This is a genomic window from Candidatus Methanogranum gryphiswaldense, assembly GCA_019262145.1.
GTDB lineage: Archaea > Thermoplasmatota > Thermoplasmata > Methanomassiliicoccales > Methanomethylophilaceae > Methanogranum > Methanogranum gryphiswaldense.
In genome coordinates, this window is sequence record CP076745.1 from 751,647 (window position 1) to 764,801 (window position 13,155).

A 13,155-nucleotide genomic window follows, 5' to 3' on the forward strand; every position below is an offset into this window, starting at 1 on the left:
GGCTTTACCCATGAACGGGAGCTGCAAGGAAGCGGGCTTACGTTACTTTTTCAAGACAGAGAGGAAAAGGAACGATATGCCCCGCGGACGATGCGGGAGCGAAGGGTAAAGCACCGAAAAAGGAGTTCGAATGTGTGCACTTTCTGTCAGTTATATTTACTGTAGTCCCTTTCTTTAATTTTCATTTTCAATATTTATCTGATATGCAGTCAGATGATGCATTCAAAAAGAAGAAGAAAGCAACGATGGAACAAGATACGTACGACATACTGTTCGCGGTAAGGGATCTCCTGTTATTGGCAGACAGCATGATCGACAGAATCCACGGCAAAAGGTCCGAGGAGGTCGAAAGGGTGTTCCGCTGTGCGGAGGGGGAGCTTTACAGTTTCATCGATCGGACCGAATGAGCACCCATCAAACCCTTTAGATCTTTATGGATCTGCAGGAGTTATACTAACTGTAGTAGTAACTCCTTATAAAACGGGCGATCGTCCTTTGTTCATGGACGATGATTATTCGGAAAGGGGCCACGCGCAAACAATTTATGAATGTCAGTACGAAATCCTGTTCGCATTGCGCGATCTGCTGATGAGCACGAGAGATGTGGTCAGAGAAAGGTATGGAAGCGAGCCTGAGAATCTGGAGAGATCGCTGACGACTGTTGACAGGGAGGTTCAGTTGTTGATATGTAGATCGCACTGAGTTCAGGATACAAGACTATATCGTTTATCAAACATACAGTATGATATGATTATAACAGATAGATTTTGTCCAGTATGTAACGAGGTGCGAACATATGTGCCAAAATTCAAAACCTTGGTATTTGTCGGATTAATATTGGTAGAATCGATAATATTCATATGTCTAGCATCATTTTCAAAAGAATCTGGAGATTATTTCAGCGGGATGATAAATAACTCTGTAATCACTTGTATATTCGTTGGAATAATCCCTCCCTTGTTTTATTACATAGCAATGAGAGGAAAATATATTTGTTCAAAGTGCAAATCTGATATAGGCTTGTCCTTTTTTTCTGATAATTATAAGATTCATACAGAAGAATCTAAAGCAGAAAGAGGGAAATGTCTATATTGCGGAACAGTCAATGATCCAACGGATAAGTATTGTTTAAATTGCGGTAAAAGTCTAAAATAAATTAAAAATTCTCAACTCAACGAAATTGACTTCTAATTTGTTGAGTTGGAATATATTTAATATTCTTCCGGTAACAGTATTGTGGTCACCGATCTGTTCCATTGGGTGATGATCTAGATTTTAGTCCTGCCTATGTGATACGAGGAGAATAATCTGTCATCATTTTTCAGAGCATCATCGTTAGCTTCTTTGTCATCATCGCTGATGCTGCCCCGATCACCGTTCATATAGCATTGGGGAGCTTTATCGATCACTGATCTGAAAAGCATGTCATTCGCCATATCACGTATGCCTGAGGTCATCATTATGGTACCTGTTTCGAATAAGGCCATCATGCCATCTCACTGCCACATACCAGGTGTTTTATCGCATTGGTGAGATGGAGATTACTTCCATCCTCTTATCGTCGTTGAACAGCTTAGTGGCTATTTCGAGTTCCTGCAGGGCTTTGACCCTTTCAGGGTCGCTGAGTTCTTTGCAGATTTGTTTTTTGCTGAACAGGGATTCTTGGTCTATCTCTTTCTTGTCTAATGTCCTGTTAAGATTCGGAACAGATAATTATGGAATGCCATTTTTTATAACAATACAAATTGATTTAGTTTAAATCTAATATATTTAATGTAGTAGCTTAATAACATATCTTATTTACAGAATGCAAATTTTTATTTTGGTTATATAATAATAATTTAGTATTTATCTTAACTAACATTATTTGTTGCAGCGTATTGTTTATTTTATTGTAGTCCAATAATAATTAAGTTAATAACTTAATTAAATATATAAATTTCATATTGCAATTATTTTTAAGGTCTATAGTAAAAAATCCAATTATTATTGTAAAAATTTGATCAATTACTATAAAAGTTGAAAAATCACCAATATAATATGCATTTTCTGGATTTCAGTATCAAAACTCATGGATTTTTAATGCAAAACCGGTCTGTTTGAGTTGATATTCGGGAGTCCGTCGTGGACGCGATTACTATCAATTTGCATTCAAATTTGATTATTTCCCTATAGGTTCTTCATTATTTTTCATTTTTAAGGTAATATTGTATAAATAATGCAAAAAATTGAACATAATTTGATGTTATGTAAATTTTATAGTTAATAGCTTAATTAAGTTAATTTTTATTGATATATAATAACGTAATTTTACCCTTAGCAATTATTTATGTTAGTTAAGCTATTAACTTAATTAATAATGGTTCTATACATTATAGACATTTATCAAGAGATAGTACTTAAAAAATTAATCTAATTTAGCTAATTACTTTATTTTTTAAATAGTGTTATTTTATGAAACGAACTAATGCAAATAATATATGTTATTAAGCAATTAACTTAAAAATTAAATGTAAATTATAATGTGTAATTGTAATCTGTAAATAATTACGTTAATTAAGCAATAAGCTATATTTTTATCAATGACAATAGATAAAATGTAAGATAAAGTAAAGTAGTTAAAAATATTTAATTTGTTAAGTTATTAGCTTAACAAATATCAATCAATGATGCGGAATCCTGATTCATCGCCCTGAACATCGAATTTTATGTGTCTGTCCCTCAGGATCGCCATGATGGTCTTCGCATGTACTCCGAGTCCGACATTCATGAATTGGTTCTCCACTACCCTTTGTCCGTTGGTCTCGACCGTAGGTTGGAATCCAAGTGGGAAATGTGCAGTCTGGACCTGTAATGCGTACAGATTGCAATCCTTATCGAATATGGGTCCACCCGATTGTCCTTTCAGACCAGGGGTCGATGTTTCCACGTATAACAATTCGTAATTGCCATCCTTGCTTGTACCATTCAGGATGTTCCTAGTGTGTATCCCGTCATTGGGGAACAATGGAAGCGGGAGGACTCCTTTCTTGATGCGGAACGCATTCTGATTCTCAACGAATTCAGATTCCACATGTGCAAAGGGGAAACCCAAGCGGCAAAGGCTGGTTCCTGGGCGCATTGTGGCAGGGTCTCTGAATTTGGGGTAATTTTTGATCCACAGGGGGTTGAATGGTTCCAACCTTCCGACGGCGAGATCGATCTGCCTGTTCACGTATGCATCTACCAATCTCACTCCGTCCCATGCCCACCAAAAAGAATGATTTGTGAGCCAAGTGGGATCTGTCTTTATAGAATTCTCGGGAGACCCTGGAGATCTTTGGCGATTGTTGTTTAGAGCCTCTATCTCCTTGATCTTATTCTGATCGGCTTGGAATTTGACAAACGAGTCGAACATATGTCCTGCGGTAAGGATCCAACCCTGATCGTTCAATACGATGAATGAACCGCAACTTGCGTTTACCGTACCGTCAATTGTCCTTGTCGAAACGATAACAGGGCGGGTAAATAATGCTGCCTTCTCACAAGCATCTGCGAACATATCTGCATCATGTTTATTTTACTATAAAATCAATCTGGGCCCAAAAAAGCGAAAAAAAGAGAATTGAAAAAGGGACGGATCCCTTTTTTGTTTATTGTTGTTCGTTGAGTGCTTTCAGTATATCTGGTGCATCAAGAATCGCATTACCGATGGTCATGACGAGTTTTTCGTTATCCATGATCATATCGACGATTCTGGGGTCGACGAGTGCCATTCTTCCGATGTGCATGACGTATACTTTTGCAAGGTCCATGGCGTATTTTGCCTTAAGTTCCATTGCAAGGTCTTCTTCCTCGCGATCGGCCTCATTAAGACTGGGAAGATAGAATTCCATATAGAGTTGTGCAAGTTCCGATGGCAGAGATGCGATATCGTAGAGGTTTCCCGTCATATCGTTAGATCCGTCCTTGAGGTCCTCAACGATCGTTTTGTAACCTGCGATATCATTCGTCAGGAAGTTGATCATATTGAGGTATTTCTCAGATTCTTCACCTTTGTTATCTGCTGCTTTTTTGTCGTATTCATCGATTTCCATGATCTTACGTCCGATCACAGAGCGCATCAATCTGACCTGTTCTTTAATTTCCATGTTCCCATCCATTATGTTCACCTGTGCAGCAATATGCTATTGCTTGCAAATCTGTATGTTTTTGATAGCATATAGTTTTTTTTACGATATGCCACATATTTGAAAAAATGGCCATTCGATCTAAGAAAAAAACAAAATATTGTAATTGGTTAAAATGGTAGATCGGATCGTTGCAAGGTCCTTGTCTTTGTATGATCATCATTTGATCACAGGGGACCTTGCAGACCCTAATTAATATTTTTTGTTCCTAGGAACTCTTTTCACGACCTTTCCGCAGAACGGGCATTTGTTGATGGGGAGGTCATTGCCATTCTCATCTTCTCCGATGAGCTGAGGTCCTTGGTATGTGTCCATCACAACGATCGTTTCGTTGACCATCGCATCGAACATGGGTTTACAACATGCTGCCATGACGTCGACATCGGATATTTCCAAGTTGAGCAGCGGTCTGCTTTTCAGGTCCTTGATCCTTTGTTCTGTGATCATATCATTGATCCTTTCTGCATCCAGATCTGCGCCAGGATATTCTGTGCTTGCGGCATAAGCGAGTAATTTGACCGCTTCATAGAGGTCCTTTTCAGTCCCAATTCCTTTTTCATACATCAGCGCGAGATGGTACATTGCATTGGGATCTAGTGCATGGGATGCTTCAGAAAGCAATGAATATGCCTTTTTTGCATCGGTCTTTACGCCGTCTCCAGTAAGATACATGATGCCAAGTTCACGTTTTGCTGGGAGAAAATCCTGATCTGCCGCTTTCTCGAACCATTTGGCAGCGATATTGTAATCGATCGCATATCCGTCCTGACCAAGACAGTATGCGATACCAATTTTGTATTGTGATTCGGCATCTCCTTCCTGAGCATTTTTCAACAATGGTCCTGAGCGCATGTTCATTCCTCTTCGTCTTCCATATCGTCAGGGTTCTCTTTAAGTTTGTCAAGGAGCGTCTCGGCAGAATAGCAACCGTTGTCTTTGGCCAGATTGAGCCATTTGAGACCTTCTTCCTTGTCCAATGTGACACCGAAACCATCCATGTAATAGCATCCGATGCAGTACATCGATTCAGAATATCCGGCGAGTGCGGCCTTCATGAACCAATCGAAGGATTCCTTGGGGTCCTGTGGAAGGTCATCCGATTCGTTGTAGTACAATATTCCCAATCTGTCCATGGCGTAGACGTCACCATGGTCCGCGGCCTTCTTGTAGTACTCTGCTGCCTTCGATCTGTTGGTCTCAGTTCCTAGACCTACCTCATAGCAGCAAGCTACCTGATACATGGCGTTGACGCTTTCCTTCTCTGCGGCCTGCCTGTATAATTTGAAGGCCTTGCTCTCATCCTTTTCGACGCCGAGTCCTTCTTGGTAAAGGTATGCGAGCGAGTTCCTGGCCTCGGGGAATCCTTTGTTGGAGGAGTTCCTGAACCATTTGGCGGCCTGTTCGTAATCTTGTTCGATGGCTATTCCGTCAAGATACATCACGCCGAGATAGAACTGGGCCTCTGCAACACCTGCTTTGGCTGCTTTCTTAGAATATTCAAGGGCCTTTTCCTCATTCATGCCCTTGTAATCTTCTGTAAAGAGCATTTTTACCAAAACGGTCATCGCATCAACATGCCCGGCTTCGGCGGCTATCTCAAGATATTCGTAGCCTTTATCGATGTCCTGTCCGATCTCCCAACCATACAGGTAGGATAGCCCCAATGTGTACTGTCCGTCCAAGTTGCCTTCTGCTGCAAGGGCCATGATCTCGTCTATGTCCGCCTCAACGTCGCCATTGTCGGTCTCGAGTACGAATTTTTTTTCAGGCATGTATCGGGAAATCAGGTTTGTATATTTATTATTGGAGATTGTTAGACGGAGGATGGGACAGATTTAAAGATATTTTTATCTGTTTCAAAGATTCTTTTTGAGGCACATGAGGAATTTGTCGCACTCTTTTCTGTCCGGATAATTCTTCTCCATATGTTTGAAATCGGAATCATGCGACCGCTGGAATGGGCGATATCCCTGTCTCAGATGCAGGGTCTCATGAAAGACCACATAGTCCAGGACATTTTCAGGTACTTTCGGATCGTCGAGTGCGCTGGATATTGCCACTATGCGGACAAGCGGTGAACAGTATCCGACCTTTCTGTAGTTGGGTCTGTCCGTCCAGGTATAGTAGGAATTGTCTATGTCGGAAGGTATTATCAGACCCGTATCGAGAAGTCTTTGGACCGAGTCCATGAGGTCATATTGTTTTCCAACATGTGTTCTTGCAAGATTCTTGCTTCTTTGGATGAAAAGTTTGCGTTTATTCTTTCTGAATGTATCGCTGGTTATCCATTCCATGTACGCGGGCATAGAAGGGGCCTTTTTTCCATTGGCCATATTTATGATCGATTCAGTGAATTCAATGAGGGCTTCGTCGGGTGCATCGATGAGATAATCGGAAATCGACAGTTCTAAAGAGTTCAGACGGATCTTCCACGATACAGAAAGGTCCCTCGTGCTCTTGAAACAAGCATCGAATTCAGTGTATCTGTGCTTTTTTGCTAAAGGAGTGAGAAGTTCTGTTAATTCCTCATCGCTTCTTGAACGCATCCTTCCTCCCGGGCGGATCGAGTATGATGTCCTTTTGCCTCTGTTTCATTTGCATTGAATGTTCTACTCTGATGTCTTCAGTGTCATTGATGTTCCTGTGGGTGTGGTACATCATGGTCGCTAAGGTCGAAGGCGTTGGTGTGAAGATCTGGACCTGTTCAGGGTTGGTTTTCAGTTCACTATGAATGAATCTGTTCAGTTCCTCCATGTCACCCATATGGCATCCAGGATGGGCAGCCATCAGATAATATGTCAGGAATTGTTGTTTTCCAGATCTTTCGTTGGAATCATCGAACATGTCCTTGAAATCGAGCAGAACGTTAGAGTCTGGTTTCCCCATAAGGTCCAATATCTTTTTCGAAGTGTGTTCAGGTGCTATTTTCATCTGGCCAGATATATGGTCCTTTACTATGCAGTCAAGATATTTTCCACCGGATATCCCATCGTATACGATCATATCGTATCTGACGCCGGATGTAACGAACACCTTCTTGACATTGGGTATAGATGATAGTTTTTCCAGAAGGTCTATCTGTCTCTTATGATTTAGAGGAAGGTTCTGACAAGGTTTGGGGTATAGGCATCTTTTATCTTTGCATGCTCCATGTGTTGCTTTTTTCTCACATTCGATGCCATACATGTTAGCTGTCGGACCACCTACATCGTAGATAATGCCGTTAAAATTAGGTGAACTGGCTATTGTTCTTGCTTCAGAGATGATCGAACCCTCGGTCCTTGAAACGACTGTCCTTCCCTGATGTACGGCGATAGCGCAGAATGAGCATTCTCCATAGCATCCTCTGTGCGTGGTTATTGAGTTCTTGATGGTTTCGACAGCCTTGACGTGTCCTTGTTTTGCGTAATATGGGTGGACAACATTTTCGTAATCAGAAGAATAAATCGCGTCCAATTCCACAGGTTTCAGACTCCTCTGCGGTGGATTTTGTACAAGGAACCTATTGGCGTGTGGTTGGACGAGTCCTTTTGCTGTTACAGGATCACAATTCTCATAGAAGATTCTGAACATTGTCACAAAATCATGATTCTTATCTTTTTTTACACTTGCCTCTTCGTATGACGGGAGTTCTATGAAATCCTTAGGTTTTTCAGAGGACATGTAACATATTCCTTTGATCTCCTTCCATTCCTTATTGTCGCGTATCGCGCAGGCAAGTTCCAGATTGGAAAGTTCCGCCATCCCGTATGTTATGACGTCCGCCTTCGCGTCTAAAAGTATCGACCTTCTCACTGAATCGGACCACACATCATAATGTGCTATGCGTCTGAGGCTCGCTTCTATACCGCCGAGGACTATCGGTTTTCCCTTGCAGTATTTTTTGATGAGATTCGTGTATGCAATGCAGGCCCTGTCTGGACGTCTGTTGTTCTCTCCGCCAGGAGTGAAATCATCATCTTTTCTGAATTTGTTCGTCGGTGTGTAATTAGCGACCATGGAATCGACACAACCGGCGGTCACAGACCAAAAAAGATCTGGTTGACCTAGACGGCTTATGTCGATCTCCGAGGACATGTCTGGTTGACATATGATCCCGACCTTGAAACCATGGTCGATCAGATAATGTCCTATTATCGAGGCGCCATTGTAAGACGAATCAATGTATGTGTCGCCGGATACTATGATGATGTCGAGTGATTTCCACCCTCTTTTCTTTACTTCCTCTGTTGTTGTAGGTATGAACATGTGCGCCTCAATAAATGTACTCGTAGACGTGGTCGTTCATGTAGAATCCATCTCCGATATCAGTTTTCACATCTTTCTCTATAGTGAAACCGTTCTTCTCGTATGTTCTGCATGCTGTAGAATTGTCAACATTCACAGTAAGGTAGGCTCTTCTTAGGTTGAGCGTTTTTCCGATATCGAGTATCTCTTGGATGGATCTTGAACCTAGGCCTTTTCCTCTGAATTGTTTGTAAATATAGATCTTACTAATAAAAAGTGAATCTTTTTCTGGATTGACAGCAAAATATCCAATTTTCTCATGCTTTTCAAAGATGAAACCGTATTGATATCCAGCGTTCATCTGTTCCAATATCTTCTTCTCGGTTTGGAACTTCATTATCATGTAATCTGTTTGTTTGATGCCTATTATGTCAGGGAAATATTCATGCCAGATCTCGTTGGCCATTTTTGATATTTCTCTTGCTTCTGACGTGTTGGCAAATGTTATTGACATATCAAAGACCCATATCCTTCAGTAGTTTGGGTATGCCCATCTCAAAGTTGACACCGAATCTTATGTCCGTGCCTGCATTTCTTGTTCTGACAATGCTCTCAGCAGTGAAATCTACGGCAAGTTCATTGGCTCTTTTCAGACTGAGGCCGTTAACCATGGAGGATACAATGACAGAACCGAATACATCACCGGTACCGTGATAATAACCAGGTATGAGCTTGTGGAATGCGTATTCGATGGTATCGGCTTCCACATCGTAAGCGGCGGCTCCGAGGTCCTCATTGTTGAAGAAAACCCCAGTAAGGACCACTTTTTTTGAGCCCAGTCCACTAAGTTTTCTCAGAAGATTCTCGATCCATTCCTTTGTGTATGGGCCAGTTATGTATTTTTCCCCGACCATGAGACATGCTTCCGTTATGTTAGGAAGGATGACGTCTGCTTTTTTACATAGTTTTTTCATACCTTGAGGGAAATTCTTTGGGAATATCTTGTAGAGTTCTCCGTTGTCGGCCATCACGGGGTCTACGATGATCAAAGTATCTTTGTCTTTAAGATCATCGAATATGCCAGATACTATCTCGATCTGTTCGAAAGAACCTAAAAATCCTGTATATATGGAGTCAAATTTAAGGTTAAGTGTTTTCCAATGATCGACTATGGGTCTCATATCCTCAGTGAGGTCCCTATATGTGAATCCCGTGAACCCGCCTGTGTGCGTGGACAGTACGGCTGTTGGCATGACCGTGCATTCCAGACCTGTTGCGGATATTATTGGGAGTGCGACTGTTAATGAGCATCTTCCGAAGCATGAGATATCATGTATGGCGAGGACGCGTTTCTGTTGCATGACCAGGGGTTATATGTCTATGATAATAAATTTGTCCATAGTTTTTTTAAAGGTGGATGTATTTTTGCAGTCATGGATAAAGAGAAGAGATTGTTCGTACTTTTGTTGATAGTATCGACAATATCTCCACTTGTTTTGATGCTTACAAGAATGGGATCGCTAACATCTGGATATTCCATCTGGATCGGATTTTTGATGATAGCGATTTTTGTCCCAATCATTGCGTTGGGCGTATATATGGCATTTACAGGAAAAGGGCAATCTCTCATATCTGGATACAATATGATGTCTAAAGAGAACAGGGCTTGTTTTGATGGTCGTGCATTGGCAAAGGCAACGGGATGGGTGTTATTGATAATATGTATTCCTGTGCTGATCGGGATGGTAGCCATATTCTTCTTTGACGATCTATTGACGCTGTTATTCTCTACCGCATTGGCCATAATTCTGGCGGTCGTTCTTTTGATATATATGAACACGGGGGGCCGTTATCTTAAAGATCCCACTGTTAGGCCGAAGTCATCATTATCGAAGAGAGGAAAGATCGTAATATGTGTTGTAGTGGCAGCAATAGCAGTTGTCTCAATAGTTGGGATATATGCATTGACGCAGTCAGGTTCCGTCGATGCTGAATTGGGAGATGACGAGTTGCATGTCAGTGCTCCCATGCTCGATGAGAACATATCGTATTATGAGATCGGTTATGTTGAATTGAAGCAGAACCTGGATTTGGGATACCGTGCATCTGGATTTGCTGGAGCTCATGTTCTTTCCGGTCTTTTCCATAATGATCTCTATGGCGATTATCATCTTGGGGTGTACAAGTCAGTGGATCTATACATCGTGGTACATTACAACAATGAGGTCCTTGTGTTCAATCAAGATTCTGTGGCAGATACCACGAGTTTCTATGAGGATCTTCTCATAAAATTGGCCGTTTGATTTTTATCGTCGAAGGATATAGGTAGATATTATGGCGCCATCATCAGATGAACACTTGGAAACTGCTCTGAAGGACTACAACAATAAGGTCAACAGACTCGAGTTTGATGGAGGTACGGACGAGGAGTTCTTGGACGCGTACATCAACAGAGGGTGCATCCTTTCGATGATGGAGTATTATGTATCTGCCATATCCGATTTCGATGATGCTGTCGAGATAATCGCGCATATGGAAGCATCCGGCAGAAATGTAGATGCTGGAACTTTTGTAAAGGCATTCGTTTCCAGAGGTGAGATACATGGAGGCGACGATCTGAGGCCGATGGCTGATGATTATGCCAACGCGGCCACGAGGCTCAATGAGTTGAAAGATGGTTGTAAATATTATGACCGGAAGAAGATCATACTCATGTGCATAGGATGTGTGGAGAACCTTGTGGATGAGAATTTTCCCGGAGAGATAGAACCATTTGTCAATAAGGCTTGGTCATTACTTTTGACAAAAGAGGATTCCTGGTCCAAGAATCGTTATTTGGAATTATTGAATCTGAAAGGTCAGTCGGAGATAGATCTTGAGATGAAGGAAGAGGCAATAGAGTCATTTGCGGATGCTATATCTATAGGAACGGAGCTTTTGGAAAGGGGAGATCTGGAAGATGTTATGTCGTTGGTCTTTGCTTTCATATCAAAAGGGGATATAGAACAAGAAAAAGGGCTCATTGATAGCTACATAATAGACAGGAAAGCGGCCATTGTTCTCTTGGAACAAATGATGGAAGCAAATAAATTGGATGACGTTCACGTACTCGCTCAACTGCATCAGGACCTGGCGAACACATATTTGACCCTAAATAAGATAAAGGAAGCAGAAGAGCACCTCATGCGTGAAGTCGCTTTGGACATGAACGGTGCAAGGGAATACATACAGAATTTCTCCAACAGGCCAATAGTACCAAAATAATAGCTGCGATCAACAAAATAATGACCACTACTTTATTTCTATGATGCTATTCTATCCATTATAGAACAAAAGCATCAAACATATTAAGGGTCTCAGAACTACATGTTTAAAAGGAAAAATATGATCAATAACAATTTTACACAGAAATTATACGGCATATTATTTCCGGATTGCAGTGTTAAAAGATTTGTTAAGATTTCATTTTTGATCGTTTTGATGTTCATACCCATAATAGTGTATTTTGCAAAATGGGCAGACGTGGACCATTATTTCACATATGCAAGTTATGTGGTCGAGGGCTTGGTTCCATACCGTGATTTTGATTTCGAATATCCCCCGGTATCATTGCTATTCATGGTGATACCAAGGCTATTTACTTCGGACCATGACACATATTGCATTATCCAAACATTTCAGGCATTCATATTCTTTGCAATCGGAGTATATTATGTATCAAAGATCGCTGAGATGAACAAGACGCACAACGGAAGACTGCTTTTTCTTCTGCTGATAACCCTACTGATGGCCAATATATTTGTCATCGCAAGGAATGACATATACCCCACTGTATTCTGCATAATGTCCTTCTATTATTTCTTTCAGAAAAAATACACAGCCTCGTGGATACTCATATCTCTCGGGGTCATGACCAAGATATTCCCGTTGTTCATAGCACCGGTTCTTTTCATTCCTCTGCTGTTGAAGAAGGATTATGTTGCAGTAGTGAAAGGCATCATTATCTGCGTGTCGGTATGTCTGCTTATATCGTTGCCGTTCATAATATTAGATCCGTCCACTGCATTCAGTTACCTGTTCTATCATTTGGATCGCGGATTGCAGATAGAATCGGTTGCCAGTTCTTTCATAATGTTCTTCAACATATTCGACCCAGGTACGATCTCTGTAGGTTTCAGTTATGGGTCCCATAATCTAGTAGGTGAATTGCCAGATGCGGTAAGCCATATCTTGGGATATGTTCTCCCTATCGCTCTGTTGGTCTTCTTCATATGGGCCTTGATGAGAATATACAGAATGAGGTCCGACTGGGATTCGATGCATGTTCACAGGGTGGCAGCCATAGTGGGTCTGGAGATGATCATCATATTCATATTGTTCAATAAGGTCTTCTCCGCGCAATACATAATTTGGGTCCTTATGCTTTTAACGATAACACAATTCTATTGTTTCAATACAAAGATAAGAAATGAACTCCTCATATTGGCATTCTTCTATGGTGTATTTTCAATGATCAATGGGGATTTCACGTATGATTATCTTGTAGAGTTGAATAATGGGGCTGTGCTTGTGGTCTTCATTAGAAATATCCTTCACATTGCATTGATGATCGAAGTAATACGTTTGATCATAATAGAGACCCGTCCTGGAACAAGAAGTACTGCATGTGATACGGATTGCACCGTATGACGGTCTTTTGAATAATACAAGATCTAACGTCAAATTAGCTGTGATCAAAACAGGGAATAACGCTGACCTT

14 protein-coding genes are annotated in these 13,155 nt (G+C 41.1%); 5 read left to right on the forward strand and 9 right to left on the reverse strand.

Features of this window, described 5'->3' with window-relative positions; genetic code table 11:
- Nucleotides 1-203: 203 nt before the first annotated feature.
- Together KRP56_03830 and KRP56_03835 are read left to right on the forward strand one after the other, a co-directional pair.
- The gene (locus tag KRP56_03830; GenBank protein ID UAL08383.1) at nucleotides 204-407 is read left to right on the forward strand and encodes a hypothetical protein; all 204 of its coding nucleotides are present in this window, start codon (nucleotides 204-206) and stop codon (nucleotides 405-407) included.
- 94 nt (nucleotides 408-501) lie between these two features.
- Nucleotides 502-702 (forward strand): hypothetical protein, encoded by a 201-nt coding sequence (locus KRP56_03835; protein UAL08384.1) that lies wholly within the window; start codon nucleotides 502-504, stop codon nucleotides 700-702.
- 566 nt (nucleotides 703-1,268) lie between these two features.
- Here the strand turns inward: KRP56_03835 and KRP56_03840 are convergent.
- The 9 genes from KRP56_03840 to KRP56_03880 form a co-directional block, all read right to left on the reverse strand.
- Complete coding sequence (locus KRP56_03840; protein ID UAL08385.1) at nucleotides 1,269-1,490, reverse strand: hypothetical protein; 222 nt, start codon at nucleotides 1,488-1,490, stop codon at nucleotides 1,269-1,271.
- A 1,169-nt stretch (nucleotides 1,491-2,659) separates the two neighbouring features.
- Nucleotides 2,660-3,541 carry a trypsin-like peptidase domain-containing protein gene (locus KRP56_03845; GenBank protein UAL08386.1) on the reverse strand — a complete coding sequence of 294 codons (882 nt, stop codon included), beginning with the start codon at nucleotides 3,539-3,541 and terminating at the stop codon, nucleotides 2,660-2,662.
- Nucleotides 3,542-3,632: 91 nt separating this feature from the next.
- Nucleotides 3,633-4,130, reverse strand: coding sequence for a hypothetical protein (locus KRP56_03850; protein ID UAL08387.1), 498 nt, complete (start codon nucleotides 4,128-4,130; stop codon nucleotides 3,633-3,635).
- Nucleotides 4,131-4,361: 231 nt separating this feature from the next.
- Nucleotides 4,362-5,021 carry a sel1 repeat family protein gene (locus KRP56_03855; GenBank protein UAL08388.1) on the reverse strand — a complete coding sequence of 220 codons (660 nt, stop codon included), beginning with the start codon at nucleotides 5,019-5,021 and terminating at the stop codon, nucleotides 4,362-4,364.
- 2 nt (nucleotides 5,022-5,023) lie between these two features.
- Nucleotides 5,024-5,941 carry an SEL1-like repeat protein gene (locus tag KRP56_03860; GenBank protein ID UAL08389.1) on the reverse strand — a complete coding sequence of 306 codons (918 nt, stop codon included), beginning with the start codon at nucleotides 5,939-5,941 and terminating at the stop codon, nucleotides 5,024-5,026.
- 84 nt (nucleotides 5,942-6,025) lie between these two features.
- The gene (locus tag KRP56_03865; protein ID UAL08390.1) at nucleotides 6,026-6,715 is read right to left on the reverse strand and encodes a DUF45 domain-containing protein; all 690 of its coding nucleotides are present in this window, start codon (nucleotides 6,713-6,715) and stop codon (nucleotides 6,026-6,028) included.
- A complete protein-coding gene (locus KRP56_03870; GenBank protein ID UAL08391.1) occupies nucleotides 6,696-8,417 on the reverse strand; it encodes a YgiQ family radical SAM protein in 1,722 nt (573 codons plus the stop codon). The genes KRP56_03865 and KRP56_03870 overlap by 20 nt, the downstream gene beginning before the upstream one ends.
- A gap of 7 nt (nucleotides 8,418-8,424) precedes the next feature.
- The gene (locus KRP56_03875; protein UAL06999.1) at nucleotides 8,425-8,910 is read right to left on the reverse strand and encodes a GNAT family N-acetyltransferase; all 486 of its coding nucleotides are present in this window, start codon (nucleotides 8,908-8,910) and stop codon (nucleotides 8,425-8,427) included.
- 1 nt (nucleotide 8,911) lies between these two features.
- Nucleotides 8,912-9,757 (reverse strand): pyridoxamine kinase, encoded by an 846-nt coding sequence (locus KRP56_03880; protein ID UAL07000.1) that lies wholly within the window; start codon nucleotides 9,755-9,757, stop codon nucleotides 8,912-8,914.
- A 72-nt stretch (nucleotides 9,758-9,829) separates the two neighbouring features.
- Here KRP56_03880 and KRP56_03885 point away from each other — a divergent pair, with 72 nt between their 5' ends.
- The 3 genes from KRP56_03885 to KRP56_03895 all read left to right on the forward strand — a co-directional run bounded on the left by KRP56_03885 (nucleotide 9,830) and on the right by KRP56_03895 (nucleotide 13,085).
- Nucleotides 9,830-10,699 carry a DUF3784 domain-containing protein gene (locus KRP56_03885; protein ID UAL07001.1) on the forward strand — a complete coding sequence of 290 codons (870 nt, stop codon included), beginning with the start codon at nucleotides 9,830-9,832 and terminating at the stop codon, nucleotides 10,697-10,699.
- A 31-nt stretch (nucleotides 10,700-10,730) separates the two neighbouring features.
- A complete protein-coding gene (locus tag KRP56_03890; GenBank protein UAL07002.1) occupies nucleotides 10,731-11,660 on the forward strand; it encodes a hypothetical protein in 930 nt (309 codons plus the stop codon).
- A 216-nt stretch (nucleotides 11,661-11,876) separates the two neighbouring features.
- Nucleotides 11,877-13,085 carry a glycosyltransferase 87 family protein gene (locus KRP56_03895; protein ID UAL07003.1) on the forward strand — a complete coding sequence of 403 codons (1,209 nt, stop codon included), beginning with the start codon at nucleotides 11,877-11,879 and terminating at the stop codon, nucleotides 13,083-13,085.
- The last annotated feature ends 70 nt before the right edge of the window (nucleotides 13,086-13,155 follow it).

Bases quoted from the DNA above. Each gene is read 5' to 3' on its own strand.
- KRP56_03860 (UAL08389.1), bottom strand. From the start codon at position 5,941: ATGCCTGAAAAAAAATTCGTACTCGAGACCGACAATGGCGACGTTGAG.
- KRP56_03855 (UAL08388.1), bottom strand. From the start codon at position 5,021: ATGCGCTCAGGACCATTGTTGAAAAATGCTCAGGAAGGAGATGCCGAA.
- KRP56_03890 (UAL07002.1), top strand. From the start codon at position 10,731: ATGGCGCCATCATCAGATGAACACTTGGAAACTGCTCTGAAGGACTAC.
- KRP56_03870 (UAL08391.1), bottom strand. From the start codon at position 8,417: ATGTTCATACCTACAACAACAGAGGAAGTAAAGAAAAGAGGGTGGAAA.
- KRP56_03840 (UAL08385.1), bottom strand. From the start codon at position 1,490: ATGATGGCCTTATTCGAAACAGGTACCATAATGATGACCTCAGGCATA.
- KRP56_03865 (UAL08390.1), bottom strand. From the start codon at position 6,715: ATGCGTTCAAGAAGCGATGAGGAATTAACAGAACTTCTCACTCCTTTA.
- KRP56_03875 (UAL06999.1), bottom strand. From the start codon at position 8,910: ATGTCAATAACATTTGCCAACACGTCAGAAGCAAGAGAAATATCAAAA.
- KRP56_03895 (UAL07003.1), top strand. From the start codon at position 11,877: ATGTTCATACCCATAATAGTGTATTTTGCAAAATGGGCAGACGTGGAC.
- KRP56_03880 (UAL07000.1), bottom strand. From the start codon at position 9,757: ATGCAACAGAAACGCGTCCTCGCCATACATGATATCTCATGCTTCGGA.
- KRP56_03845 (UAL08386.1), bottom strand. From the start codon at position 3,541: ATGTTCGCAGATGCTTGTGAGAAGGCAGCATTATTTACCCGCCCTGTT.
- KRP56_03830 (UAL08383.1), top strand. From the start codon at position 204: ATGCAGTCAGATGATGCATTCAAAAAGAAGAAGAAAGCAACGATGGAA.
- KRP56_03850 (UAL08387.1), bottom strand. From the start codon at position 4,130: ATGGAAATTAAAGAACAGGTCAGATTGATGCGCTCTGTGATCGGACGT.
- KRP56_03835 (UAL08384.1), top strand. From the start codon at position 502: ATGGACGATGATTATTCGGAAAGGGGCCACGCGCAAACAATTTATGAA.
- KRP56_03885 (UAL07001.1), top strand. From the start codon at position 9,830: ATGGATAAAGAGAAGAGATTGTTCGTACTTTTGTTGATAGTATCGACA.